18 protein-coding genes and 1 pseudogene are annotated in these 25,957 nt (G+C 59.9%); 7 read left to right on the top strand and 12 right to left on the bottom strand.

Translation table 11 applies throughout. The features are described from left to right. Positions 1-367: 367 nt before the first annotated feature. Positions 368-1,621 (top strand): THUMP-like domain-containing protein, encoded by a 1,254-nt coding sequence (locus ACZ41G_RS00195; RefSeq protein WP_464145284.1) that lies wholly within the window; start codon positions 368-370, stop codon positions 1,619-1,621. A gap of 189 nt (positions 1,622-1,810) precedes the next feature. On the opposite strand, the gene crgA is transcribed toward ACZ41G_RS00195, so the two are convergent. Beyond that, positions 1,811-2,236, bottom strand: a complete 426-nt coding sequence (crgA, locus tag ACZ41G_RS00190; RefSeq protein ID WP_081966567.1) for a cell division protein CrgA — start codon at positions 2,234-2,236, stop codon at positions 1,811-1,813. Positions 2,237-2,300: 64 nt separating this feature from the next. On the opposite strand from crgA, the pseudogene ACZ41G_RS00185 reads away from it, so the two are divergent. The 3 genes and pseudogenes from ACZ41G_RS00185 to ACZ41G_RS00175 all read left to right on the top strand — a co-directional run. Beyond that, positions 2,301-3,032 (top strand): annotated as a pseudogene (locus tag ACZ41G_RS00185) (DUF881 domain-containing protein); the annotation flags it as partial. 276 nt (positions 3,033-3,308) lie between these two features. Next, positions 3,309-4,580 carry a class E sortase gene (locus ACZ41G_RS00180; RefSeq protein WP_464145282.1) on the top strand — a complete coding sequence of 424 codons (1,272 nt, stop codon included), beginning with the start codon at positions 3,309-3,311 and terminating at the stop codon, positions 4,578-4,580. Positions 4,581-4,694: 114 nt separating this feature from the next. Beyond that, complete coding sequence (locus ACZ41G_RS00175) at positions 4,695-5,345, top strand: anthranilate synthase component II (protein WP_412171265.1); 651 nt, start codon at positions 4,695-4,697, stop codon at positions 5,343-5,345. 1,212 nt (positions 5,346-6,557) lie between these two features. Here ACZ41G_RS00175 and pknB read toward each other — a convergent pair. From pknB to ACZ41G_RS00140, 7 genes are read right to left on the bottom strand one after another with little or no spacing between them, the layout of a single operon-like run. Then, positions 6,558-8,606: a Stk1 family PASTA domain-containing Ser/Thr kinase gene (gene pknB / locus ACZ41G_RS00170; protein ID WP_464145280.1), complete on the bottom strand. Its 2,049-nt coding sequence runs from the start codon at positions 8,604-8,606 to the stop codon at positions 6,558-6,560. After that, positions 8,603-9,634: a serine/threonine-protein kinase gene (locus tag ACZ41G_RS00165; RefSeq protein ID WP_033506982.1), complete on the bottom strand. Its 1,032-nt coding sequence runs from the start codon at positions 9,632-9,634 to the stop codon at positions 8,603-8,605. Before ACZ41G_RS00165 ends, pknB begins: the two co-directional genes overlap by 4 nt. Continuing rightward, complete coding sequence (locus tag ACZ41G_RS00160; protein ID WP_412171262.1) at positions 9,631-11,103, bottom strand: peptidoglycan D,D-transpeptidase FtsI family protein; 1,473 nt, start codon at positions 11,101-11,103, stop codon at positions 9,631-9,633. Before ACZ41G_RS00160 ends, ACZ41G_RS00165 begins: the two co-directional genes overlap by 4 nt. After that, positions 11,100-12,884: an FtsW/RodA/SpoVE family cell cycle protein gene (locus ACZ41G_RS00155; protein ID WP_464146279.1), complete on the bottom strand. Its 1,785-nt coding sequence runs from the start codon at positions 12,882-12,884 to the stop codon at positions 11,100-11,102. Before ACZ41G_RS00155 ends, ACZ41G_RS00160 begins: the two co-directional genes overlap by 4 nt. Further along, positions 12,881-14,566, bottom strand: a complete 1,686-nt coding sequence (locus ACZ41G_RS00150; RefSeq protein WP_464145278.1) for a BofC C-terminal domain-containing protein — start codon at positions 14,564-14,566, stop codon at positions 12,881-12,883. The genes ACZ41G_RS00155 and ACZ41G_RS00150 overlap by 4 nt, the downstream gene beginning before the upstream one ends. A gap of 6 nt (positions 14,567-14,572) precedes the next feature. After that, positions 14,573-15,097: an FHA domain-containing protein FhaB/FipA gene (locus ACZ41G_RS00145; protein WP_029576234.1), complete on the bottom strand. Its 525-nt coding sequence runs from the start codon at positions 15,095-15,097 to the stop codon at positions 14,573-14,575. A gap of 24 nt (positions 15,098-15,121) precedes the next feature. Further along, a complete protein-coding gene (locus ACZ41G_RS00140) occupies positions 15,122-15,823 on the bottom strand; it encodes an FhaA domain-containing protein (RefSeq protein ID WP_015449566.1) in 702 nt (233 codons plus the stop codon). Between the two features lie 823 nt (positions 15,824-16,646). Between ACZ41G_RS00140 and ACZ41G_RS00135 the strand changes: the two genes are divergently transcribed. From ACZ41G_RS00135 to ACZ41G_RS00125, 3 genes are all read left to right on the top strand, one after another. Beyond that, a complete protein-coding gene (locus ACZ41G_RS00135; protein WP_033506976.1) occupies positions 16,647-16,937 on the top strand; it encodes a hypothetical protein in 291 nt (96 codons plus the stop codon). Continuing rightward, on the top strand, positions 16,934-19,567 hold the full coding sequence (locus tag ACZ41G_RS00130) for a S9 family peptidase (RefSeq protein ID WP_464145275.1): 2,634 nt from the start codon (positions 16,934-16,936) through the stop codon (positions 19,565-19,567). The genes ACZ41G_RS00135 and ACZ41G_RS00130 overlap by 4 nt, the downstream gene beginning before the upstream one ends. A 117-nt stretch (positions 19,568-19,684) precedes the next feature. Beyond that, a complete protein-coding gene (locus tag ACZ41G_RS00125) occupies positions 19,685-20,740 on the top strand; it encodes an alpha/beta hydrolase (RefSeq protein ID WP_321046432.1) in 1,056 nt (351 codons plus the stop codon). Between the two features lie 213 nt (positions 20,741-20,953). Here ACZ41G_RS00125 and ACZ41G_RS00120 read toward each other — a convergent pair whose 3' ends face one another. From ACZ41G_RS00120 to ACZ41G_RS00105, 4 genes are all read right to left on the bottom strand, one after another. Next, positions 20,954-21,124, bottom strand: a complete 171-nt coding sequence (locus tag ACZ41G_RS00120; protein WP_239646933.1) for a hypothetical protein — start codon at positions 21,122-21,124, stop codon at positions 20,954-20,956. A gap of 65 nt (positions 21,125-21,189) precedes the next feature. Next, on the bottom strand, positions 21,190-22,392 hold the full coding sequence (locus tag ACZ41G_RS00115) for a MalY/PatB family protein (protein ID WP_033506970.1): 1,203 nt from the start codon (positions 22,390-22,392) through the stop codon (positions 21,190-21,192). Positions 22,393-22,762: 370 nt separating this feature from the next. After that, positions 22,763-23,344, bottom strand: a complete 582-nt coding sequence (gene dcd / locus ACZ41G_RS00110) for a dCTP deaminase (protein WP_015449560.1) — start codon at positions 23,342-23,344, stop codon at positions 22,763-22,765. A gap of 761 nt (positions 23,345-24,105) precedes the next feature. Next, entirely contained in the window at positions 24,106-25,905 is a 1,800-nt protein-coding gene (locus tag ACZ41G_RS00105) for a threonine/serine exporter family protein (protein WP_412171182.1), read from the bottom strand. Positions 25,906-25,957 lie beyond the last annotated feature (52 nt).

The raw sequence follows: 25,957 nt of genomic DNA, 5'->3' as shown, positions 1-25,957 counted from the left end.
TGGACAAGGCGGTGGATAACTTGGGTATAAGTGGGGTATAAGTCGTGGAAAACTGTGCAAGTTATCCACATACATATCCACAAATTGTGCATTTCCAAGGATTTTCAGGTGTGGACGATGTGCACAAATAGTTATCCACAATTTCAAAATCTATCGATAGTCGATAGATTTCTCTAGTGGTCCCCCAACGCTAAGACCCCTAGATGTGGTGTTGCCCACAGATTATCCACCGAGTTGTCCACTTATCCACATTTGGTGGATAATCGCCAGCCTTCCCCGACTAATGCCAACCAGCCCACTCAACCAGCCCACCCAACCGTCACCGCCACAACAACCATCCGCCGTGTCACCCACGTATGATGGCGGCATGGATATCAACGAGCAGACACGACGCTTCATCGCCGCCCACCGCACAGAGCAGGTGCGTGATATCGCGCTTCACGCGCATCCCGAGGACGGAACCGACCTCGCCGTCGCGCTCGACTGCATCGAAGGCTGGCAACGTGCGCGCACCAAACTCCCACAATGGGCGGCATGCGAGGACATCATCTATCCCCCGCATCTGGCCATGGAACAATGCTCATCCCAGTCCACCGCGCGATACAAGGCAGACCTCGCGCAACGCCTCTCATCCGGAGCGCCACACCCCACCACGCTGATCGACATCACCGGCGGATTCGGCGTCGACTTCTCATACATGTCCCGCGTATTCGACCGCGCCGTCTACATCGAACGCCAACAGCACCTGTGTGAGCTCGCAGAACACAATATGCACGCGCTCGGCATCGGCAACGCCAAGATCGTGAACGCCGACGCGGCCGCAATCCTAGACGAACTGTCCCCGGCCACGCTCATCATGGCGGATCCCGCCCGCCGGGACGCCCACGGCTCCCGCACCTATGCAATCGCGGATTGCACACCCGACATGCTTGCGATACTGCCGAAACTGGCCGGCATCGCGCCCACCATCATCATCAAACTCTCCCCGATGCTGGATTGGCATCAAGCCGCTCAGGACTGCAATCGCGCGCTCGACGACGCGGCGACGCCAGCCGCGGTATCAGAAATCCACATCGTCTCCGTGCACAACGAGTGCAAGGAGCTGCTGCTCGTCATCACCCGCCACGACGCCGAAGACAGCGAAACCAACACCTTCCCGCTAGTCACCTGCGTCGACGACGACACCGTATTCAGCTTCCACGCCCAAGACACAGCCGGCACAAGGGCCCAGGAACGCAAACAGCTGCGACACAACGCCCAGCAGACGGCCCCGAACCAGCCTGCATACCTCTACGAGCCGAACGCATCGCTGATGAAAGCCGGTTGCTTTGACCTACTCGCGCAGCGTTTCGGCGTCACGCAAATCGACAGCAACAGCCACTTGTTCGTGTCGGACAAGCAGGTTGATGCGTTTCCGGGACGAGCATTCGCCATCAACGCATATGGACCGGTCAAGCACACGCTGCGAGGCATCAAGCAAGCGAATATCGCGGTACGGAATTATCCCGCGAGCGTGGCGCAGGTGCGCAAACGTTATCACATCGCCGATGGGGGAGATACCTTCGTATTTCTGACGACCATGTCAGGGAAGAAAACGGCATTCGTGTGCGTGAAAGCGTAGATAATCTGCCGTAACTGTTGTAGATGATCTCTGAGTTGGCGGTTGTCCCCCGACTGCCCCATCGCACCGCGCCGCCTGTCTACCCACACTCCGGCGCGGGAGGCGGGATTGCGGCGTTCGCCGACCACACATGTCTCTCGGCGGCCACCGCGTAACGCACGGCGGTGGCCGCCGAAAAACCAACAGCGGTCAGTGCCACCCCATGGTCATCAGGAAGCCGATCATAATCAGCGCGCCGCCGACAGCGAGATTCCACATGCCGATGGCGGGAATCGGATACTTGCCGGTCAGGTAGTACACCACCGCCCAAACCAAGCCGATAATCATCAGCGCGCAGAACAGCGGCACGAACCAACGCGGGTTCGACTTGGTGCTCTTGATGCTTTCCTCGACGCGCTTCGTGTTCTCAGCCTGACGCTTCATCATGCGCTGCATCTGCGGAGTCATCGATGATTTGTCGGCGGTGGCATTCAGCACGGCTTCGACTTCATCCATCGGGATGCCGTAATCGTCGTCATTCGCTCCATCATTGGACGCGGTGGCGTCCGACACGTTGTCGACCGACTGCTCGTCGGTTTCGTGCAGCTCTTCGTCAGCCATGTGCATAGTCTCCATTCGAATAGGCTAAAAAGTCATCATAGCGGCTACACTCGAAAGCAGCGAACACGGCGGAGGCGAAATGAGCAGACACACCGGAAAACATGGGGTCAAGCACTCCATGCTGGGCGGCATTGCCGTGTTCGTCGTCGTCGCCCTCACCGGGTTCCTGCTCGCCACCAACATCCGCGTGAACCGCACCGCAACCGTCACCTCCGATACGGCGCAGATGGTTGAACAGCGTGTCGAACAAGCCAACAAGCTGCGCAGTGAAGTCAGCAAACTCAACTCGCAGATCAACACGTTGAACAAACTCGCTGGCACGGGCAGCAGCGACTCCTCCAACAGCGAGGACGCCGGCTCAAGCACCGTCCTTCCCGCCGTTCAGGGGCCGGGCGTCACCGTCACGCTTGACGATTCGCCGTTGTGGAAAACGATGGTGAACAGCTCGGGTTCTGCTTCGAATATCAACGATTATGTGATTCATCAGCAGGATATCGAGGCGGTGGTCAACGCGCTCTGGGCCGGTGGGGCAGAGGCGATGATGATTCAGGATCAGCGCGTGTTGTTCAACTCCGCTGTGATTTGCGTCGGCAATGTCCTGATGTTGCAGGGCAAGCAGTATTCGCCGCCGTACACGATTTCCGCAATCGGGCCGACCGAGGACATGATCGACGCGCTGGCGGACTCCCAGGCCGTGCAGGTGTATCAAGAGTATGTGAGCGCTTTTGGCCTCGGCTGGAATGTCGAAACGAAGGATACGTTAAAATTCCCGGAAACGCCGCTGGTGATGCAGCCGCTGAAATACGCCACAGCGACCGGCAACGGGAATGCCGGGACTGAGAATTCCGGCGGTTCCAGCTCCGGTTCCGAAGGGGCCGGCACCGGCAGTTCCGAAGGCGCATCGGGCGATTCGTCCGATGCCGGAACAAGCGGCAACAACGCAACAGGCAACAATACAAGCAACTCCGGTAATACCGACGCCTCTGGTTCCGCCGGAACGACCACGTCAAACCCATCTTCGGCCAGCACACAAGGGGACTGACCGCATGACACCCAATTCCACCATCACCCATTAGGACAATCAATCATGAGCGACCCGACATCACCGTCATACGAATCCGCACAGCCGCGTCAGCACAACGCCGCGCCGGCGCAAGCCGATGCCGATTACACCGCACAATCAGTGCCTGACGCCGCGCAATCCGGGCAGGCTCTACGCTCCAGGCGTGCCGCGCAATCCGAATCTTCCTCACAATCCAATCGCACCGCTCATTCCGAGCCTGCCAAGCGCCTCGGCATCGGCTGGCAAATCATCGGTATCATCGCCGAACTCCTCATCACCGCGGCGGTTATTTGCGCGCTGTACATCGTATGGCTGTTCTGGTGGACCGGCGTGCAATCAGAACACACCCAGGCTGAAACCCGCGAATCGATCACCAGCACGTGGACACAGCCCGCAACAAACGGATCTGGCACGGCAATCGCCAAAGAACAGGCGGGCGACCCCCCAGTACAGCCGGCCAGCGCAAACGAGGGCGAGCTCGTCGCGGAAGTCTACATTCCGCGGTTCGGCAACCAATGGGTGCGCAACATTGTGCAGGGAACCAGTCTCGAACAGCTCAACAAGCATGGTATGGGGCATTACGACAACAGTCAGATGCCGGGCGCGATCGGCAATTTCGCGTTCGCGGGCCACCGCGCTGGCTACGGATCGCCGCTGGCAGACATCGATAAACTGCAGACGGGCGACGCCATCATCATCCGCACCCAGGATTACTGGTACGTGTACCGGTATACCAGGCATCTTGTCGTACTACCGACCGAAACGCAAGTGGTCGCCGCCAATCCGGACAACCCGGGCAGCGCACCCACCAAGCGCATGCTCACCATGACGACATGCACACCGCGGTATTCCACGCCGACACATCGCTGGATTGCCTACGCCGAATTCGTGTACTGGGCGAAAGTCTCCGACGGCGTCCCCGCAGAACTCGCTTCGGACGCTTCCGGGGCAGTCAGCTTCTCCAGCGCGCCGACACCATCAGCGGCTTCGAAGCTCGATTCCCTCACGCCGGTTGTACAGTGGGCGCTCATCATCTACGCCGTGCTGTTCATCGCAGCCGCCATCGTGTGGCGCTGGCCGGTGCTCAAAGCCATCCACGAGGGACGTCGGCAGCGCCCGGACGCAAGCATTTACGGCACGATTCTTCGGCTTCAGCCGGGCGTGCTGCCGATTCGCATCTTGCTGATGGCATTACTCGCCGTCGCCGCGGCCGCCGCCCTGCTCCAATGGGTGTACCCGTGGGCGGCGTCCACAATCCCGATACTCCAGCAGATGTCGAACTATGTCGCTGTGTAATATGGCTTGCAATACTGGCGGCTTGCTGCTGGCTGATGATACGGCTGATGACGTGCCTTCTGACACAACACAGTCGACACGACACAGTTGACACAGAACGGTAAAGGAGAGGCAATGACGGATTCAGCGCATATCCTGGTCATCGACAACTACGATTCCTTCGTCTACACGATTGTGGGGTATCTGCGCACCTTGGGCGCCACCGTGGATGTCGTGCGCAATGACGCCATCGACCCGTCGACGCCGGGTGTCATCGACGGATACGATGGCGTGCTCATCTCACCTGGGCCGGGGACCCCGTCGGAATCCGGGGCGAGCGAAGGCATGATTCGACTGTGCGCGACCACCAAGAAGCCGATGTTCGGGGTCTGCCTCGGATTGCAAGCACTTGCCGAGACTTTCGGGGCCACCGTAGACCATGCACCGACCATCATGCACGGCAAAACCAGCCAGGTCGAGCATATCGACGATGAAATCTTCGCCGGTGTCGCAAACCCGATGACCGCGACCCGCTACCACTCGCTCGCTATTGAGCCGGATTCGCTGCCGGACGAGCTGGTTGTCACTGCGCGTGCGCTCGACGATCACACGATTCAGGGCATCAAACACCGCGAACTGCCGATGTATGCCGTGCAATTCCATCCCGAATCAGTCATGACGCAGGACGGTTACCGGCTGCTGGCGAACTGGCTCGCCGTGTGCGGACAGACGAACGCCGTGGACAAGGCTCAGGGGCGTCAACCGAAAATCATGAAGACCCGCTGATTTCTTCGTGTACCTATTGGGTCGCGGCGGGCCGCTGCCGGCGCGGTGGGCGCGGTAGTCGCGGTGCATATAGGCGAGTGCGATTCGAGCGTACGTGCGATATGAGACACGCGCAGAAGGGCGAAACGGCAGTTATCAGCGGGCTCACCACAATCCCCACCTCCTCCTCAGCAGGAGACTCGTGAAAAGGGCGAAGTTCAGTTATCAGCCGCAGTCAAGGCAGGCACGCGCCGAGAGAGCCATGCTCCCGCAAACTGGTTACGCTGGTTAAGCTGAGGCGGCTGATCATGCCGGTTACGCTGAGCGCGGTGCCAGTGCGACCAGATTAAGTGGTTGAGAGCGGCGGGAACGACCGTTCCTCAGCGTGTTCTGTTCATTTGAGTTGTTCGGTGTCATCACTTTTTCTGGACAGTTTCGTCGTTCAATCTGGACGGGTTGAGTGGCGGGTTGCTCGAGTATCAATCCAGGGGAGTGGGATTTCGGCGGATGACCGGGCACTCCGGCACTGAATCCGAAAACGGCAGGCGGAATCGGAATCAGTCTCTGCATCCCATAGGGCCCAGCATCAGGGATTTGCCATGGCAACACCACAGAACCGCGAAATTCCAATGATTTGCCCGTACCATGCACGGGTGGATGACGCCAGACCATATGTACAAGTCGACCGGACCACGGACCGAATCAGAAAACGCTACTCGAAACCCAATCCAGTCCACAACATGCCCGACCGCAACATGCCCGCCAACCACGACACCACCACGAAACCGCAGAATACCAAGGAACACACCAACACCTCAAGACCAGCAACCGGCACACCGGACACGCAACCGCCCGAATCCACGGACCAAACTGTGAATCACACCACGACATCGGAACCAGTCCACGCCGACACCCACCGACACCGGACCACCAACCACGACACCACCACGAAACCGCGGAATACCAGTAATCCGCACACACCACGATAATTAATCATTGCCAAGCGAGCCGCTTGAACCACCCGAACCACGGACCGAATCGGACAACGACGCCTGAAACCCGATCCAGTCCGCACCGGCACCGGACTGTACCCGGCCGCCAGCATAACCGGCTGGGCACAGAAGCAGGAGACCCACAACGGTTAGCCGCAACACCCACAACAACGTGATGGCTCGGAACACCACCGATGCAGTGTTCCGGGCCATCACGCGTTGGCTGATGAGTCAGCCAGCATTACGGTTGCGAAGTGTTATCAGCTGCTGTTCCGCCCGTCGGACTCTGATCCGAAGACGCAGATGGGGACGACGGGGACGACGACGCAGACTTGGTGGTCAGCGTAATCGAGGCGCCCTTATCCGCCTGCGTTCCGGCAGTCGGGTTCTGCGCGGTCACCAGATCAGTGTCCTTCGCGCCCTGCGTGGAGTTGGACACCGTGAAGCCGAGGCCTTCGAGCGTGGACTTCGCCGACGCATACGTTGCCCCGACAACCGAGGGGACAGTCACCTGTTCCTTGCCCTTGGACACGTACACGTTAATCGTGGATCCCTGCTCGATCGAGGTGCCGGGCACCGGGTCGAGTCGCGTCACCGCGCCGGAAGGCACAGTATCGGAGTTCTCCTCCTCGACGGACGTGTTGAATCCGCGCTCCTGCAAGGTCTTGAGGACCGTATCCTTCGACTGGCCGACCAAGCCGTCAGGCACCTTGGTCATGCCCGAGGAGATGTACAGCAGAATCGTCGTACCCTTCGACTGCTTGGACCCGGCAGCCGGGCTAGTACGCGTCACATTGTCCTTGGCCACCGTGTCGCTGTCCTCGGTCTGCGTGCTCGCGGCCACCTTGAATCCAGCCGCCTCCAGCGCCGAACGCGCGTCATCCTGCGATTCGCCGCTCACATCAGGAACCGTTCCCGTTGACGGGCCGGCCGAGAACCACACTTTGACCGTCGAGCCGGCGGCCACCTTCTTGCCGCCCGCCGGGGACTGCTTGGTGAACGTGCCCTTCGGCTCGGTGGAATTCGTATCTGTTTCCACCTTGATCTTCAGCCCTGCCGCCTCAAGCTTCGCCTCGGCACCCGCTTCGGTGGTGGAGGAGGAGAAGGTCGGGACCGTGACCATCTGCGTTTTCTTGGAATGTGTAAGAGCGAACACGATACCGCAGATTGCGGCGATCGCGACGATGGCGCAAACCACAGCGATGATGATGCGCTTCTTCTTGCGCTGCTGTTCCGCCTCACGCTGCTGCGCACGCGTTTCACCATCTCCCGTCTCCACGAAAGGATTCGTGGTCACCGGCATCACCGGATTGGTCTGCGTGGTGACTTGCGGAGGGGGCATCACCTGGGTCGCAGTCTCACCGCCGCCGCGCGCTACGGGGCTCGCCAAATCGGTCAACTGGTTGAACGTCGCCGCAATCGGCACGCCGCCGTTCATGAAGGTCAGAATGTCGTTCTTGAACTCGGTTGCGGTCGCATACCGGTTCTGACGGTCCTTCGCCATGGCTTTCGCGCAGATGTTGTCCCACATCTTCGGCAGGCCTGGAATCACCGCGCTCGGGGGCGTCGCAGCCTCAGAGACGTGCTGGTAGGCGATGGCGACCGCGGAATCGCCGGTGAACGGCGGACGGCCGGTCAGCATCTCATATAGCACGCAACCGGCGGAATACAGGTCGGAGCGCATATCTACGGTCTCACCACGCGCCTGCTCGGGGGAGAGATACTGCGCGGTGCCGACCACACCCTGCGACTGGGTCATCGTGGCGGCGGAATCGTCCAAGGCACGCGCGATGCCGAAATCCATGACCTTGACGACACCCTGGTCGGAAATCATGATGTTGCCGGGCTTGATATCGCGGTGGATGATACCCATGCGGTGCGAGTATTCGAGCGCGTTGAGCACCCCAAGCATCACCTGCTCGGCGTCACGCTGGCTGAGCGGGCCGTTGGCTTTGATGATGTCGCGCAGGGTCTGCCCCTTGACGTATTCCATCACCAGATATGGCACCCGCTCGGTCTGCCCGCTGTCGTTGACGATGGTCTCCTCGCCCGAATCGTAGATGTTCACGATGTTCGGGTTGTTCATCTGCGCAACCGAATGGGCCTCACGGCGGAACCTCGTGAGGAAGATCTCGTCATTGGCGAGATCGGAGCGCATGATCTTGATGGCGACAGTACGCCCCAGACGCTTGTCGAGCGCCACACGCACCTCCGCCATGCCGCCCCGGCCAACGAGCTGACCGAGCTGATATCGGCCGTTCGCCAACGAAGTGGGTACACTGCTGCTCATTGCTGCTCCTTCCATTGCGGGCGGAATGTCGAACTCACTGTCCGCGGCTCCGCAGTCCCGCTAATGAATACTTGTTTCGGCTGCTGCCCGTCCGGCATACCTGCCGTGGCCGCTGCGCCGACATGCGGCGTACTGCTCACCCTTCGGGGCAGACGCCCGTGGGACGCCACGATGGCCGTGTCATCGCTCAGTTTGGTTTCCTGGTCCATCAGCCGCCGATCAATACGTGACAGCGTGCGCGACACCACGAGAGCGTCTTTCGGACGATCCCGCGGGTCCTTGGCCAGCATGGACATCACAAATTGCCGCAACTGCAAATCAACCGTGTCAGGCAACGGAGGAACAGCCTCATTCACATGGGCTGCCGCAATATCAACCGGGGTCGCTCCCGTAAACGGGCGATGCCCGCACAGCCCCTCGTACGCCACGACTCCCAGCGAATAAATGTCCGACTGGGCCGTCGCCTGCTTACCCTGTGCCTGCTCGGGAGAAATGTATTGTGCCGTACCGACCACCATGCCATCTTGGGTGATTTGTTCCTGATTTGTGGAGTACGACACGCCGAAATCCGTAATTTTCACTTCTCCATCATCGGAAACCATGATGTTCGCCGGTTTGACGTCGCGGTGAATCACGCCATGCGAATGCGCCACGAACAATCCGCGCGCCACCTGAATCAGGATCGGCAGCAACTCGGTGGGATCCATCGCACCTTTTTCGTGATAGATATCCGCCAAGGATTTGCTCGGCACGTATTCCATGATAAGGAAGCCGATGCCGTCATGCTCGTAGTATTCGAACAGCGCGGCGATATTGGGGTGGGCGAGGTTCGCGGAATTATGGGCCTCGGCACGCAAACGACGCAGCTTCGCCTCGCTGTTGGCCGCATCACTGCGCAGCGCCTTGATGGCGACAGGGCGCCCAAGCTGGATATCGTAGCCCTTCCAGACTTCGCCCATACCACCTTGCGCGAGTCTGCGGTCCAGGCGATAGCGGCGATGAATCAGCTGTCCTTCAATCAGTTTCACTGCTTCAACGCCTCCTCCATCACCTGCTTCATAATCGGCCCGGCAGCGGTAACACCGAATGTATTGACATTATGTACCACAACAGCGACCGCAATCTGCGGGTTGTCTGCGGGAGCGAAGCCCATCACCCACGCGTCAGTCGATTGGTTGTCTGCGCCAATCTGCGCGGTGCCGGTTTTCGCGGCCACTTTGACGCCGTCGATGGCGAGCGTCGGGCTTTCCTTGGTGACCACGTCCTCCATCATGCCGGTCAGAGCGGAAGCGGTGTTCGAGCTCATGGTTTGGGACATGACCGTAGGGCCGGTTTCCGAGATGGTCGACAAATCGCTGGCACGCACACGGTCGACCAACGTCGGCTGCATCAGGGTGCCGCCATTGGCGATGGCCGCCGCGATCATCGCATTCTGCAGCGGGGTTTCGAGCGTATCACCCTGGCCGATGGACGCGAGGGCGAGCTTGTCCGAAGGCAGATTCGATGGGAAGGTGGAGGCGACTGCCTTCATCGGACTGCCGGTGGAAGCGGAACCATCTACGGTGATTGACTGGCCGAATCCGAATTTCTTCGCCTGCTCGGCGATGGCGTCCCCACCGAGCGCGACACCAAGCTGGGCGAATGCGGTGTTGGACGAGTAGGCGAGGGCGTCGGACAGGGTCAACTGCCCATTGGTGCCGTTCGCCGCCGGGGTGGCGTTCGTCAGCTGGGTTGCCGTGTTCGGCAAGGTATACGCACTGCCGGCAGGAATCTGCGTGTCCGCCTGATATTTGCCGCTTTCCAACGCCGCCGCCGCGACGACCGTCTTGAACGTGGACCCGGGCGGATACAGTTCGGAAGTCGCGCGGTTGAGCATTGGATTGGTTGAGTTCGATGTCAGCTGGGCGTAAGCGTTGTTGACTTTCGTTGTATCATGCTGCGCGAGCACGTTCGGATCGTAACTGGGCGTGCTCACCATCGCGACGATTCTGCCAGTCTTCGGCACGATGGCGACGACCGCGCCGTCATAGCCTTGGCTGGAGAGCGCCTGATAGGCGACATCCTGAAGTTTTGTGCTGATGGATGTCTCGATGGATGCGCCCTTGTTCTCGGTTCCGGTGAGCAGCGCCTTGAATTTCTGTACCGCCAGCGCGTTTGACGTACCGCTAAGCAACGCGGCCCTCGACGCTTCGATGCCGCGGTCGGCGTTCTGGCTGATGGAGAAGAAGCCGGTGACGGGCGCGTATTCCTCACCGCTCGAGTAGGAACGCTGGTAGGAGAACGCGTCGTTCGACGGGTCGGACTTCGCGAGGACAGTGCCGTCGGACGCGAGAATCGACCCTCGCGGGGCACCGAACTGGTAGTACAGCGCACGACGATTACGCGGATCGGAATTCAGTTCGTTCGCGCGGAATGCGGTGAATATCGTGGTGGAGCACCCCAGAATCACGAACAATATGACGACGACAGTGAAAATCTGCCTGAGACTCTTGTTCATCGGGCTCCTCCTTTCACCGTTCGCGGCGTGGATTGCGGCGGCGCCGGGGGAGTCGGGGGAGTGCCGCCGTTCCCGTCTTGCGCGGCCTGGTTCTGCGCGTCTTCTACCTGTTCTGTCTGGGCCCCGCGCGTCGGCCAATGGCTGGTCGTCGTGGCTGGAGAATCATCATCATCGGCGAAATCACGCCAATCGGCCCAATCGCCTTGTTCATCGCGATTGTCTTGTTCTTCGGCATCATACAGCCCTTCCGGCTGCGATGCGTCGTCGACCATAATGGCCGGGGCATCCTCGATTTGGGTTGCCTGCACGGCGTCTTCTGTGTCGTCGGCGTGGGCCGCATGACTTGCATGGCTTGCGTGAGCGCCGTGCCGAGGCCGATTTTCATCGTCCTTGGCGGCCTGCGCGGCTGATTTTGCGCGTTCCTTGAGCTCATGGTCGCGCAGCACGGCCAAAGCCTCATACTGGAAGGTGTCAGAAGTCAGCTCGGGTTCGGGCTTGTTCGCAGCATTCGAAATGATCAGCAGCAAGGTGATCAGAATGTAATTCGCAATCAGCGAAGAACCGCCGGCAGCCATGAACGGCATGGTCAGACCGGTCAGCGGAATCACCAATGTAATACCGCCCACGACGGTGAACACCTGCACGGCCATCGTGAACACCAGTCCCGAGGCGAGCAGCTTGCCGAATCCATCCTTGATTTTCATCGCGGTAATCAAACCGGAGGCGATGATCACCAGATACAGGGCGAGCACGGCCAGCAAACCGGTCAAACCGAGTTCCTCGCCCACGGACGAGTAGATGAAATCAGAATTCGCCAATGGCGTCAGGCTCGGATGCCCCTGCCCGAGCCCGGTACCCATCAAACCGCCGGATGCAAGGCCGAACAGGCCGGTCACCAACTGCTCGGAGCCCCCCTGGCGGTTGTACACCTTCGCGTCGAAGGGGTGCAGCCAAGCATCGATACGGTTGTCCACATGCGCGAACATGCGGCTAGCGATGACCGCACCCGCAGCAAACGCGAGAATGCCGATGACGATCCAGCTCTTCCGGCCGGTCGCCACATACAGCATGCACACGAACATCGCGAAGAACATGAGCGACGTACCCAAATCACGCTGAATCACCAACACACCCATTGACATGGCCCAGACCACCATAATCGGACCCAAATCCTTGATGCGCGGCAACTGCAGACCCAGCACCTTCTTGCCGCCGACAGCGAGCTGGTCACGGTGGTCGAACAGGTACGCGGCGAAGAAGAACGCAATGAACAGCTTGGCGAATTCACCCGGTTGCAATGAATACGAGCCGATGCCGATCCAGATCCGCGCGCCGCCAATCGTCTTGCCCAGACCCGGAATCATCGGGGACAGCAACAGTACGATGCCAGCCACCATGCTCACATACGAGAACCGTCTGAGAACGCGATAATCACGCAGACAGATCACAAGAATGCAGCACAGCACCAACGCCAAGCACAGCCAAATCAACTGTCTCGTGCCGACATGCGTACCTTTCTGCTGGTCGATGCGAGAGATGAGCGTGATGCCGATGCCCGTCAGCAGCAGCACGCACGGCAGAATTGACTGGCTGGCGTAGGGCTGGAATTTGAGCAACAGCGACCACAAGATGATGAACAGCACCACGACAACGCCCAGCAGCATCATGTATTCGCTTGGGAACGACCCGGCGGTGCGTTCAAACATCTGGAAGAAGCCGATGAAGCTGACTGCCATCGCGAACAGCATCAACGACATCTGGCGCAGACGAGTGACGATCATCCAATCACCGCCCATGCATCGGCGAACCATGCGGCCACGCCTGATATGGGGACTAGGGGAACACGCAGCGCAGCCGGGCTGGATGCGGCGGACGGGCTTGCCGAGGGACTCGCGGAAGAGCTGGCCGACGGACTAGCCGAGGGACTCGCCGACTTGGAATCGCTGGAATCCGTAGACCCCTTGTTGTTTGCTCGTTCGGTCTCCTTGAAGTTCTTCATCTCCTGCTCAATCAGCTTGACATGGCTGCGCGCCTCGTCCAAACTGTCCACGGAGATTCCGTCATGCAGCTGGTCGCGCCAAGACTGCGGCAGGGACGACACCTTGATGTCGGTGTCCTGGATGGCGTGGGACAGCTCAACACCGAACACATTCGTCGGAACGCCCTGATAAATCGACACTACGCCGTCATGCTCGCCAACGTAATACTTGGTCTGGCTCCACCGGTAGCCGGCGAAAGCCATGCCGACCAACGCGGCGATGATCACAACGATGCCGACGATGATGCCAAGACGTGACAGATGGACGCGCTTGCGGTGCGCCCGCTTCTGCTGTGCCTGCTCGCGCTGGATGGCCTTCGCCACCTCCGGATCGTTGGGATCGGCGGATATACGGCCGTCACGCTTCTTGACGACAGGGATTTCACCGGTGTCGGTATTGGGAATCTCGCCGTTTTCCTCACGCACCTGCGAAGGCTGTGCGACACGGGATTTCGGGCCTTTCTCCTCCTCCTTGGCCGCTTTATCTTTTCCTGCGTGCACCGCGCCTTGGATCAGCGCGGCCGCACGCTGCGCAGGTGAGTTCTTGCCCGCTCGCAGAACCGGAGCTGAAGCAACCGGTTTATGCATGATATCGGCGATCGTTTCAAGGCTGGCGCTTGCCGCTCCACCAACCAACGGGGTCTGATGAGGCAAATCGAAGGCATCGGCGTCAAGAGCGAGCGTGGCATCGCCAATCACAGCAGTCACGTTATCCGTACTACCGGCCTTCAATGCCATGGATACCAAGCGCTGTGCGCATTCCTCCTGGTCGGAGACCGTGCTGAGCATTTCTTCGATAGTCGAATCCTCCAGCACGCCGCACAAGCCGTCCGAACACAAGAGCCAACGGTCGGCGGGATGCGCCTCACAGATGGCGATATCCGGGTGGGGGTCGATATCAAAATCGCCGAGCACACGCATCACGACGTTGCGCTGCGGATGATTGCGCGCCTCGGCTGGACTGATGCGGCCGGTGTCAATCAGATGCTGTACGTAGCTGTGATCGGTGGTCATACGCGACAGTTTCCCGTCACGAAGCAGATACGCGCGGGAATCGCCGATATGCGTCAGCACCCAGTACCCGGAGACCAGAGCGACCGCGACCACCGTCGTGCCCATGCCGGCGAGTTTGCGTTCATGTTTCGCTTTGCCGACAATCGCATCATGCGCAGCCATCACGGAGGTTTCCATCATCTGCGCCACAGCTTCCACACTGCTTTGCTTGTCATCCTGTTCAATATGAGCAAGCGAACGAATGGCGATGGTGGACGCGGTATCGCCGCCGGCATGACCTCCCATGCCGTCGCACATGGCGATCAGGCGTTCCCCGGCGAAGGAGGAATCCTGGTTATTGCTGCGAACCGTACCGACATCGGAAACGGTGGTCGAATAAAGGAACAACGTCTGCTTGGCTGCATTCGGCATCAGGCATCACCTCAGCTCGAACGTCGTGGCGCCGATACGGACAGGGACACGAGCGGGCAACACCGTCGGAGCGCTGATACGGCGCTGATTGACCACCGTACCGTTCGTGGAGCCAAGATCCTCAATCACCCACGAGCCGGCTGTGGGATCAAGATAGACACGGGCGTGATGCGAAGAGACGAATTCGTCATCAAGCACGACGGTATTGGACGCCGCACGGCCGAGGGTAATCGGCGCGTTCCCCAGAGGAACGGAACTTCCGGCGAGCGGGCCGTCGATGACGACCAGCAAGGTCGGCTGAGCGGATTGACGCGGCGTTGGCGCGGATGATCTGCCCGCAGACGGCGCTGCGGGTGTGGGACTCTTTGACGCCTTGCGCGCTTTACGATCACGGCGACGACGCGACAATGATTTGTGGGGACTGAACGTCTCGATATCACGACGCAAGGAACGCACGACAAGCCAGAGAAACACCCACAACAGGATGAGATACCCGTACTTGAGGATTGCGAAGGTAAGTTCGGTGGGCATAACGAAACTCGCTCTCAGGCTGGGTCAGTCCTGATCCTGCGACGAAGCCCAATACAGGATGCGGGTACGGCCGATGGTAATGGTGTTGCCGTCAAGCAACGTGGCCGCGGGAATCTGATGCCCTTCGACGAATGTGCCGTTCGTCGAGCCGAGATCGCGTGCGATCACGCCGTTATCGGTGATGTCGATTTCAAGATGCTTGCGGGAGATGCCCGGGTCGTCAATGACGATGTCGCAGCCGGAACCACGGCCGATTACCGTCTTCGGCTTGGTCAGCAGATACTGGCTGCCGTTGATTTCGAGCATCGGGCTGTCCTGCGACTGGTTGTCGGTTGTGACGGGTACTGCGTTGCCCTGCACGGATTCCGAACTCAGCTTGAAGTTGCCTTTGCTCAGGTCAAGATCCTCTTCGAAAATCACCACAACCGGACCGACAAAAGCGTAATTCTGGCTCTTGGCGTACTGGGTGAGATTATCCGCAAGCTCATTGGCAAGCGCCTCGCTGCCCCACTGCTCAATCCGATCGAAATCAGGGGTGCTCAGCTTAAAACGGTACTCATTCGGGGCCACCGTGCGATCGCGGCCGACCGGCATGGCTTCAGCGTCGATCTCACGCTCGAGAGCGCTTGACAGGTCGACGGGCTGCAGGTCCTTGGACCCGAACTTCGAAAACACACCGTTGACGGCGCCTTCCACGCTCTTTTCAAAACGGTCGAGAACGCTCATAGTGATCCCTTTCTATATCCTCGTCCATCCTACGCTGTGTCACCACCACGACCAAAATCAGACGCCAATACTTGCAATTTCTTCATTCAATGGTGCGCGGATGGTGATGCCGCCCAGAAAGAGGGCGGGAATTGCGTTTGTGGGAATCTGGGGGAAGGACGGGCGAGGTGGGGTGGGGATGTGGGGTTTGGGGGAGGGTTGAGAGAGGTGGGTTGAGGTGGGTTGGGATTGAGTTGAGGTGGGAGGGATTGGGATTGGGGGAGGCAGGGTTTGAGGAGGTGGGGATTGAGAGGCGGGGTTGAGAGGCGGGGTTGAGAGGTGGGTTGGGTTTAGAGAGGATTGGAAGAGATGGGTTGAGGTGGGAGGAGTGAGGTTCGGGGAGACGGGGTTGAGGTGAGGTGGGGTTGTGGTGGAAGAGATGGGTCGGGAGAGATGGATTGAGTTGAGGTGGGAGAGATGAAAGTGGTTCACCGGGCTCGCGCGGGCGGCGTTATCTTTGAGTACTTTGAGCTACTCAGGATCGGTAGTTCACCGGGCTCGCGCGGGCGGCATGTTCGGTTATTGCGTTTGCGGGCGGAGAGCAGGGCCGGGATTGCGAGAGGATTCTTCAGGTCATCAGGAGAAGGGCGGAATTGTTGAGGAAACCGGACACTCCGGCACCGAATCGGGAATCACACGCCGAAATCGGAGCCAGTCCGAGCAGGAGCAGGACCGCACCCGGCCACTGACCACGGCAACACCGCAAAACCTTGGAATTCCAACGTTTAGGCCACATCACAACAATCAACCATTGCTGGCCTCTACAGCCTGAATCCACCAGACCATGGACCAAATCAAAGAACAAGACCCCAATACCGATTCAGTCCACAATTGCACCGACCTTCATGCACACCACCAACCACAGCCGCATCACGAAACCGTGGAATATCAACAATCCATCCGCGCCGGTCATCAAACCGCAAGCCCGCAACCCGTCAACATGCCCGAATCCATGGACCAAATCGGAAAACACGGAACGAAATCGGAACCGGTCCTCAACAGCGACGGACTGCACTCGGCCTTCAATCGCGGTACCTTCCTCACAAGCCCGCACCAGAGTAGGCTGAAAGCATGAGTGAACTCCATACGCATACCATCGGTTCCGTCAGCGGCAAGCTGGAGCGGGCAGCCGGCGACAAGCCTTCCGCAGACACGTCAGCAATCACTGCATCGACGGTCACGACACCAGTGACGACATCTGCCGCCGCGGCAACCATCCAATCCGCCATCGAACAGTTCCCGGAACATAAAGCCCGCACCCTGCGGTTCACCTGCGGGGCACCGCGTTCGGCAACCGTAATCAGGGACGGTTCCCGGGCGTTGTTCCTGCGCTCCGACGGCCCAGAGGACAGCGTCACATCCCTGTGGCTGAGTACATTCGACACCGCCACCGGCACACACGAGGAAATCCTGCTCGCCGACCCGCGCGAATTGCTCCCCAACGCCGACGCCGAAGAAGTTCCCGCCGCCGAACGGGCCCGTCGCGAACGCGCACGCGAAGGCGGGCAAGGCATCGTGTCATATTCGGTCGATGCGGCAGGCGACCGCGTGGTCTTCACCATCAACGGTCAGCTGTTCCTCACGCAAATCGACGATAACGGCTGCGGTGCGCGCACACGACAGCTTGCAGTAGATGCTCTGTCTGCGACACCGGACGCTGACTACACCCCGCACATCGATGACGCGCACGTCCATCACACCTGCGCTGACGAGGATGATGCCTTCGACACCGTAGACAACACCGATCCGAACGACTTGCTGCCGGTGCTCAACCCCCGCATCAGCCCGGACGGCCGTCATGTGCTGTACACAACCGGCGAGCATCTGGTCATGGTGGATATCGCGGATTGGCCGCAATCCAACGAATCCAACGAATCCGGCGCGCCCAACACACCCGACAGCCCCAACGCCATCACACCGCTTCACGACGGCATCCGCGCAATCTGGGGCGTCCACAACGGTCCCGACCCCGCGGAACACACGTGGAGCATCGGCCTCGCAGAATTCGCCGCCGGCGAGGAAATGAACCGGTATGACGGATTCTGGTGGTCGCCCGACTCCAACGCCGTCATCTTCGAAACCTTCGACAGCTCCGCGGAACCGACTTGGTATATCAGCGATCCCACGAACCCCGACCGCAACGCGACCTCACGTCGTTATCCACAAGCTCTGACCCGCAACGCGGACGTCTTCCTCACCCTGGTTGACCTTGAATTCGACGGGCACGGCAAGTACAGCGGCATGGACGCCCGGCGCATCGCATGGGACCGCAAGGCGTACGAGTATCTCGCCGTCGTGCGGTGGACGGCAGGGCATCGTCCGCTGCTGCTCGTGCAGAACCGGCTGCAGAATCACGACCAGGTGCTCCAAGTCGAACACAACGGCACCACCACCGTGCTCGAAGAACACACGAACCCCCAGTGGCTCGATTTGATCGCCGGAACGCCGGCATTCACCCCGGATGGGCGCCTGGTGTGCGCGTTTAACGACATGGATACGGACACCAACCGTCTCACTGTCGGCGGCAAGGCGTTCACCCCGGTCGGCTGGCAGATGCGCACGGTTCTGGACGTCGGCGACACTGACGTGCTCGCCGTCGTGCAACGTACACCCGATAATCCGCAGGCCACCGATGTTCCGGACGCATGGGCCGACCAGGCGGACGAACACGACGCCCGCAGCTTCGACGTAGTGCGATTCGGCTATGACGGCTCGATCACGCCGGTCACCATGTCGCCAGGCGTGTGGACCGCATCGCGCACAGGACGCGGAATCGTCGTGTCCGGCAGGGATATGGATCATGCGAAATCACAGATGGTCCATCTTTTCGCGCTCGACGCCGACGGCGACCCCACGACCGCGAACCGGTTCCCCGCACTTGACAACCATCTGCGCGCCGACATCGCCAATCATGCTCAAACACCCGGATTCACGCCGAATACGCGGTTCGTCAGATTGGGCGAGCACCGGCTGTATACCGCCATCACCCGGCCGAGCATCGACAGCCCGTACGCAGGCGCACAACGACTGCCCGTCCTACTCAAACCATACGGCGGCCCGGGCCATCAGGAAGTCACCCTCAGCCAGGCAGCATACTGGGATGCGCAATGGTGGGCGGACCAAGGTTTCCTGGTCGTCACCGCCGACGGGCGCGGCACCACCGGCCGCGGACCGCGATGGGATCGCGAAATCTTCCACGACATGAAGCGTGTCACGCTCGCCGATCAAGTCGAAGCCGTACACGCCTTGCAGGAGGCGGCCCCGGAAGCGGACACCGACCGCGTCGCGATGATCGGCTGGTCATATGGCGGCTTCCTGTCCGCGCTCGCCGTGCTTGACGCGCCACAAACCGTGCAGGCCGCGTGCGCCGGCGCCCCTCCCACCGACTGGACCCTGTACGACACGCATTACACCGAACGGTATCTCGGCCTCGACCCGGAGACCTACCGGTCCAACAGCATCATCGAGGACGCGCCCGGGCTGAGCCGTCCGCTCATGCTGATCCACGGGTTCGCGGACGACAACGTGAGCATCGCCAACTCGCTGCGCCTGTCGCAAGCCCTGATGGCCGCCGGCAAGCCGCACACTTTCCTGCCGCTCACCGGCATCACCCACATGACCAACGACCCGACAGTCGCGCGTAACCTGCTCATTTTGCAGCGCGACTTCCTGATGCAGTCGCTGGGTATGGCACCGCGGGCATAGCGGGACAGCGGAAACAGCAGCAATCAACACCAACGCGCTGATGAAGCCGGGGTATTGGTCATTTGGGAGGCGAATGGCCAATACCCCGGCGACCCCGCTTCGACTACAGTAGGTGGCATGACCATTCCGCTCATTGACGAAAGCCATTACCAGGCGCAGATGGACACCGTCGTTATGCCCGCACTCAGGCAGTGCAGCACCGAAGGATGGATGGACCCTGCGCAGGCGCCCGGGCTGGGCAAAGCGGCGAAGGAAGGCAAACTCCATTACGTTTGCTACGACGCCAAGGAATTCGACAAGCTCAATATCGAAGGCGCCACGGCAATGTTCAACGGGGCGATTGTCATATCACACGGTTTCACTGAATTCGCGACGAAATACAGCGAAATGATCTGGTATTTCATGCTCGCCGGATATTCCGTGTGTTTCCTGGAACAACGCGGACACGGCCGTTCCGTACGCGATATCGACAATCCGTCCCTAGTGTGGATTGACGATTGGCATCGATACGTCGCCGACCTCAACAAATTCGCTTTCGAAGTAGGCCGGGAATGCGCGGGCGGACGGCCACTGTTCCTGTACAGCCATTCGATGGGCGGCGGCGTCGGCGCCGCGCTGCTGGAAACATATCCCGACACCTTCGACCGGGCTGTGCTGTCCAGCCCGATGATCGCCCCACAGACAGGAATGCCGAATTGGATCGCGTATCTGCTCTCAAGCCTAATGTGCATACTCGGAATGGACAAGCATATCGTGTTCGGACAGAGCGAGTTCACCCCCGAACTTGATATGAATGATTATCCGGGGGCGTGCGAGGCGCGGGTGCGCTGGTATCAGCAGCAGCGAATCGACGACCCACACAACCAGACGTATGCGGCGACCTTCGAATGGGTGCGGCAGTCGTTGAAACTGTCACATGCCGTGCAGAAACCGCAGGCGTGCGCGAATATCGATACCCCCCTGCTCCTGTTCCAAGCGGGACATGACCAGTGGGTGCTCAACGAAGCGCAGAACCGGTTCATCCATTGGGTGCGCAACGCCGGGGGGAACGCGAAACTCGTGCGCGTCCCCAGCGCGCTGCATGAAATCTTCAGCATGCCGAACGAAATCCTTGGGCCTTATCTTGAGCGGATTCTCGCGTTCTATGCGGATGCGGACGAGCTGGATCACTGACGTGGCACACTGCTGCGGCACCCGTCTGCTATGCGGCACGGTAGTCGCACAGCGGACAGATACCGACCAATCCTCACTCAGACCGACCCTTGTCTGCCCGTCATGCGACAGTCCGATCACACATCGGGCAAATACCAACCGCGTCAATCCCAAACCAAATCGAATCCGCCTGCCATGCGACGCAGCAGTCGCACCCAGATACCAGCCCGCCGCTCACTCGCCGTCGTCGCCGTCGAGAATCGACTTGAACGGCGTATCCGGAAGGAATCCGTCATAGGAGTGCCAACGACGTTCCAGCTCCTTATTCGCCTCGTCATGCTCACGTTGGCCGCGTTTCGCGTATTCGCGCAACTCGTTCGGCCCCATCATCTTCACGTCTGCCATGCCTCCCATGCTAGCCGCCGCAACACCGGCTTACCCGTCGCCGAGAGCGAACACCCCCTGGGATGTCAGAACACGTATTCCTTCAACCGGCGGATCGCTTCACGCACACGGCTTTCCGGCAGCGCCACGTTCATGCGGATCGAGTCCGGCATGCCGAACATCACACCGTCCTGCCAAGCGACGCCCACATCCCAGCCGCGCTTCTCAAGCTCCCCGATGGTCACGCCGTGCTCCCGACACCAGCGTGAGCAGTCCAGATACAGCATGTACGTACCTTCCGGTCGGGCGAGTTCCACGCCATCCACCGACGAGAGGTAATCGAACATGAGCCCCACGTTACGCGACAACACGGCAAGCAGCTCGTCCAGCCACTGGCGGCCTTCCTGCGTATAGGCGCCGACCAGCGTGTGCATGGCGAGCACATTGGCCTCGTTGTAATGGGACTTTGACGCCTGCGCCTCAACCCGGTCGCGCAGATAGCTGTCGTAGATGATGTGATACGCGCCGACCAAGCCGGACACGTTGAAGGTCTTGCACGGCGCGTACAAGGCGACCGTCCGACGCTTCGCATCCTCGCTCACCGTTTGCGTGGGGATGTGCCGGTGCCCGTCAAGCAAGATATCCGACCAGATTTCATCGGAGACGACCACACAATGGTTATGGCGGAACACTTCCATCGCTTCTTCGATTTCCCACCGCTCCCATACGCGACCGCAAGGATTGTGTGGGCTGCAAAATACCGCCACATGGATGTGATGCTCTTTGAGACGACGGTCCATATCGTCGAAATCCATGCGCCACACACCGTGCTCGTCAAGCTTGAGCGGACTGTGCTCAATGGCGTATCCTGCGTTCTCAAGTGCCATGGTGAATCCCACGTAAGTGGGGCTGTGCAGCAGAATCTTGTCTCCGGGAGCCGCAAACGCCGCGACGGCGGACATCAATCCGCCGAGCACGCCGTTCTCATAGCCGATCGCCTCCCGCGGAATATCGCTGACGCCGTTGCGGTCGCGCTGCCAGCCGGCGATCGCATCGAAATACTCGTCGCTCATCTGGAAATATCCGAAAGCCGGATGCTTCGCGCGCTTGATAATCGCCTGCGCAATGGTGGGAACCGTGGGGAAGTTCATGTCGGCGATCCACATGGGGATCACGTCGAAGCCGGGTTTTGGCGGATCCGGAGCGAATCCTGGATGGGAACCCAGACCATCGACGGCGAGCGCGTCCTTGCCGTGCCGTTCCATCAGCGACGTGAAATCGTAGGTCATTCCAAACTCTCCTTGGGTGTGGCTTGTGGCGGGGTCCCGGAATTCCAGACATTAGGGAATCCGAATACCCTTGCCGTAGTAGGCGAATCTCGTTTCGCACGCATTGCCGATATGTCACGAGATGACAAGTCATGTGACGACAAGGCACGGGCGGCGGGGCGCATGATGACACGCGTGACGACGATTGACGATGGGCGAGGATAAGTGACGACGACACGCGTGCGAGTGATTTCAAACGGCTTCAAGCATCTGGAAGCGATTACAGGCGGCTCAGTCACCGAAATCAGCTGGCTGCAGGCTTGCAAACCGCAGACACGCAAACGTGCCGTCGGAATACCAGCGGCACGTGAGAACCAGGGACTACCGAGGCTCAGTCGTCGACTTTCGCGCGGTAGAAGTTGATATACGAACGTGACGGGGTCGGCCCGCGCTGTCCTTGATAGTGCGAGCCGGTACCCTTCGACCCGTATGGATGTTCGGCAGGGGAACTCAGCTGGAAGAAGCACATCTGGCCGATTTTCATGCCCGGCCACAGTTTGACCGGCAAGGTGCTCACATTCGACAGCTCGAGCGTGATATGCCCTTCGAAACCGGGATCGATGAAACCGGCGGTGGAATGGGTGAGGATACCCAAGCGGCCAAGCGAACTCTTGCCTTCCAGGCGGGCGGCGATGGTTGGGTCGAGTTTCACATACTCCCATGTGGAGGCGAGCGCGAATTCGCCGGGGTGCAGGATCCACGGCTCGTCAGGCTGGACTTCGAACTGTTCGGTCAGTGCACCCTGGTTTTCAGCTGGGTCGACATAGGTGTAGGCGTGATTGTTGAACAGTCGGAAGAAACGATCCAAACGCACGTCGATGGAAGCGGGCTGCACCATCTCGGGCGTCCACGGGTCGAGCGAGATATGACCGTCGGCCTGTGCGGCGAGGATGTCACGGTCGGACAGCAGCATGAGATTCTCCTTGGCAAGTACGATGTGCTCTCATCGCGGCCGCCGGCTTGCGGGCACGGCCGCGGATTCACTGTATGCCAGTGTACGCGGCGGCGCGGCCATCGGATGCCGGATCCGCTCACGCGCTATCACGACTTCAGCACAGTCTTGGCAGAATACTTTCAGGAAAACATCGGGTTGCCCACAGCATCGTGAGTTCTCATAGAACATGTCAGCAAACAGCTGATCAGGAACACCAGTTCCCGATAATTCAACCCCTTTTTTCTTCTTCTCTCTCCTTTCTCTCCTCCCCGGTGGCATCCTCCACCGGGGTTTCTTTTTCGGATGCGGGGATTGTCCTTATCGGCCGCATTCCCCCATTGCCCACCCGCACGCCACTCACCCGCAGCCTATTGCCGACTTCCAATGCCGACATCTGAAAAACTCGCGTCCAAAGGCAAAACGTGCGAGATATTGAGAGAAAAGTCAGAAAAACTCGCATGAAACCGGCAATCGCGGGAGAAATGAAGATCCAGCGGGTCACACACCATACCAGCCGTGTCGCAGAAATCCTGGAATATCAACGATTCGTAGGTTTCCAACATCGACAGGACGAACCGCGAAGTCTGAAAATCTCGCGAATTCGACGCCCACATCGAGATATTGAGAGATTCTTCCCGATATCTCCGTTTTCAGGTCGTCATGTCTGAGAAATCACGACATCGAAATCACGAAATAAAAATCACAGCATCACGAGACTGAGAGCTCAACGCGAACACGCCTCACACGTCATACCGCCAGCTTTTATCGGTGAGCACACGCGCCATCACCAGCCCGATCGGCAGGCAGATGATCACCATGAACGCACGGAACGCCCAGTCCAACGCATGCAGCGTGTCGAAAGCCCCAAGGTAGAACATCGCGCGATACATATACATGCCGGGCACCATGATCACAATGGACGGCACGGTCAAACAGATGCGCGGATACCCCAAGTGTGGCGGCAGCAATCCGCGCCGGACCGACGACCGCCACGCGGAGGCGAGCAGCCCGGCAAGCAGCGCGCCGATGAACGCACCGGCTTCGGCCGGCACACCCATATCCACGATTTCCAGACGCAGTGTATCGGTGATCATGCCGATCACGGCTGCGACCAGGCACATACGTTGCGGGGAGTTGAACATCACGGAGAAGCCCCACACGCCAATGAACGCGAACACCATGCGCAGCAAGCACTCAATCACCGGGTTGAGCCCCAAGGGCTCGAATCCCTGCGGGTTGAGATGCACAATCGAGGCGACCATCCAGCCGGCGAGTGTGGCAATCAGCACGATGCACAGCACGTATGCCACTCGTTGGATGCCTGATGGGAAGTCGATCTTCGCCATATCCAGTCCGCCCGTGATCATCGGGAAGCCCGGAATGACGAACAGCATCGCCCCGATATACGCGGTGTCATGTTGTAAAGCAACGGGGTCGAACAAGCCGATCAGACGCAGCATACCCGTGCAGGCCAGCGCCGCCACGCTCACGCATATGAAGGTCACGAAGAACTGGTTGAGATGGTGGACGAACATCCGCCGACGAAGCCAATGGCCAAGCCCTGCGCCTACGAAAGCGCCGATCATGTCATACGGGCCGCCGCCAAGCAGGAACACGAAGGCCGCGCATGCGCACGCCGAGGCAAGACCTGCAAACGCCGGGGAATACAAGGGTTTGCGGTGTTCAATCATGTCAAGCCGTTCATGTGCCTGCCGTACGGTGACTTCGCGCCGATGCTCGGGACGTTGGCCGACATGGTCGAAATGACTTGCGTACTCGCCTTTCGGGGGGCGCTGTGTACGTTCGAGCCGCCGCGCAATTCGGCGCTCCCGGGCATCATCGTAACGCTCACCGCGGGACTGCGCGTTCTGTCCGCGTTCGGCGCGGTATTCGGCCTCGCGCCCCGCCTGGCCACCCTGTTCACGTTCCGCACGGTCGATACCCCGCATATCCAGCGGCGTCGCCGTCTGGGCATCCTGAGTGCCGGGACGGGCCTGCTCGGCGTGTTCGAGCGCGTCGAGCACCGGGTCGTCATCGGCTTCGGTCGCCTGATCCCACAGCTCGCGCTGGGCCTCGCTGCCTATGTTTTCCTTGATTCCCTTGCGTTCTTTGCGCAGCTGCTTGGACAGGTCGGCGGACACCTGGGAGGCATCGCGCTGGTCGAGATGCTGCATCAGGCCTTCGGACACTTCGGTGCGGCTGTGATACATCGATCCAGTGCCGAGATTGACGTTAAACCAGTCAGCGAAATGCTCAAGTAGCCAGATCCGCTCGGTATTGACACCGGTGGTAGGCAGGTCCACCACTTCGGTGATCCGGTCGTGTCCGTCCGTGCAGGCCGCTTCGATATCGGTCAGATTCACGTCGGCGCGCACATGCACACCCAACGGGTACGCGATGCGGTGCATCATTTCGCGCACACGGAAGCTGCCGGTGCCCGCCCCCAAATCCAGCATGCCGACGCGCACAATCACACTGGCTTTCGCCGCGATCCCAGCCTCGGTGATCGGCTTGTCCCAGTCACGCTCGATATCCTCCATGTCGAGTGGAATGGAATGCGTATGGTATTTCCTCACCGCAGCCGCGGCATTT

Source organism: Bifidobacterium porcinum (assembly GCF_055378475.1).
The sequence above is the reverse complement of the archived record's forward strand: the minus strand, read 5'-3'. Positions and strand labels throughout refer to the sequence as shown.

What these genes read in the sequence shown, in the direction of transcription:
- ACZ41G_RS00130 (WP_464145275.1), top strand. Translation starts at nt 16,934, where the DNA reads ATGAGTGAACTCCATACGCATACCATCGGTTCCGTCAGCGGCAAGCTG.
- ACZ41G_RS00140 (WP_015449566.1), bottom strand. Translation starts at nt 15,823, where the DNA reads ATGAGCGTTCTCGACCGTTTTGAAAAGAGCGTGGAAGGCGCCGTCAAC.
- dcd (WP_015449560.1), bottom strand. Translation starts at nt 23,344, where the DNA reads ATGCTGCTGTCCGACCGTGACATCCTCGCCGCACAGGCCGACGGTCAT.
- ACZ41G_RS00175 (WP_412171265.1), top strand. Translation starts at nt 4,695, where the DNA reads ATGACGGATTCAGCGCATATCCTGGTCATCGACAACTACGATTCCTTC.
- crgA (WP_081966567.1), bottom strand. Translation starts at nt 2,236, where the DNA reads ATGGAGACTATGCACATGGCTGACGAAGAGCTGCACGAAACCGACGAG.
- ACZ41G_RS00135 (WP_033506976.1), top strand. Translation starts at nt 16,647, where the DNA reads ATGGACCAAATCAAAGAACAAGACCCCAATACCGATTCAGTCCACAAT.
- ACZ41G_RS00120 (WP_239646933.1), bottom strand. Translation starts at nt 21,124, where the DNA reads ATGGCAGACGTGAAGATGATGGGGCCGAACGAGTTGCGCGAATACGCG.
- ACZ41G_RS00125 (WP_321046432.1), top strand. Translation starts at nt 19,685, where the DNA reads ATGACCATTCCGCTCATTGACGAAAGCCATTACCAGGCGCAGATGGAC.
- ACZ41G_RS00150 (WP_464145278.1), bottom strand. Translation starts at nt 14,566, where the DNA reads ATGCCGAATGCAGCCAAGCAGACGTTGTTCCTTTATTCGACCACCGTT.
- ACZ41G_RS00195 (WP_464145284.1), top strand. Translation starts at nt 368, where the DNA reads ATGGATATCAACGAGCAGACACGACGCTTCATCGCCGCCCACCGCACA.
- ACZ41G_RS00155 (WP_464146279.1), bottom strand. Translation starts at nt 12,884, where the DNA reads ATGATCGTCACTCGTCTGCGCCAGATGTCGTTGATGCTGTTCGCGATG.
- ACZ41G_RS00145 (WP_029576234.1), bottom strand. Translation starts at nt 15,097, where the DNA reads ATGCCCACCGAACTTACCTTCGCAATCCTCAAGTACGGGTATCTCATC.
- ACZ41G_RS00160 (WP_412171262.1), bottom strand. Translation starts at nt 11,103, where the DNA reads ATGAACAAGAGTCTCAGGCAGATTTTCACTGTCGTCGTCATATTGTTC.
- ACZ41G_RS00115 (WP_033506970.1), bottom strand. Translation starts at nt 22,392, where the DNA reads ATGACCTACGATTTCACGTCGCTGATGGAACGGCACGGCAAGGACGCG.
- pknB (WP_464145280.1), bottom strand. Translation starts at nt 8,606, where the DNA reads ATGAGCAGCAGTGTACCCACTTCGTTGGCGAACGGCCGATATCAGCTC.
- ACZ41G_RS00180 (WP_464145282.1), top strand. Translation starts at nt 3,309, where the DNA reads ATGAGCGACCCGACATCACCGTCATACGAATCCGCACAGCCGCGTCAG.
- ACZ41G_RS00105 (WP_412171182.1), bottom strand. Translation starts at nt 25,905, where the DNA reads ATGGAGGATATCGAGCGTGACTGGGACAAGCCGATCACCGAGGCTGGG.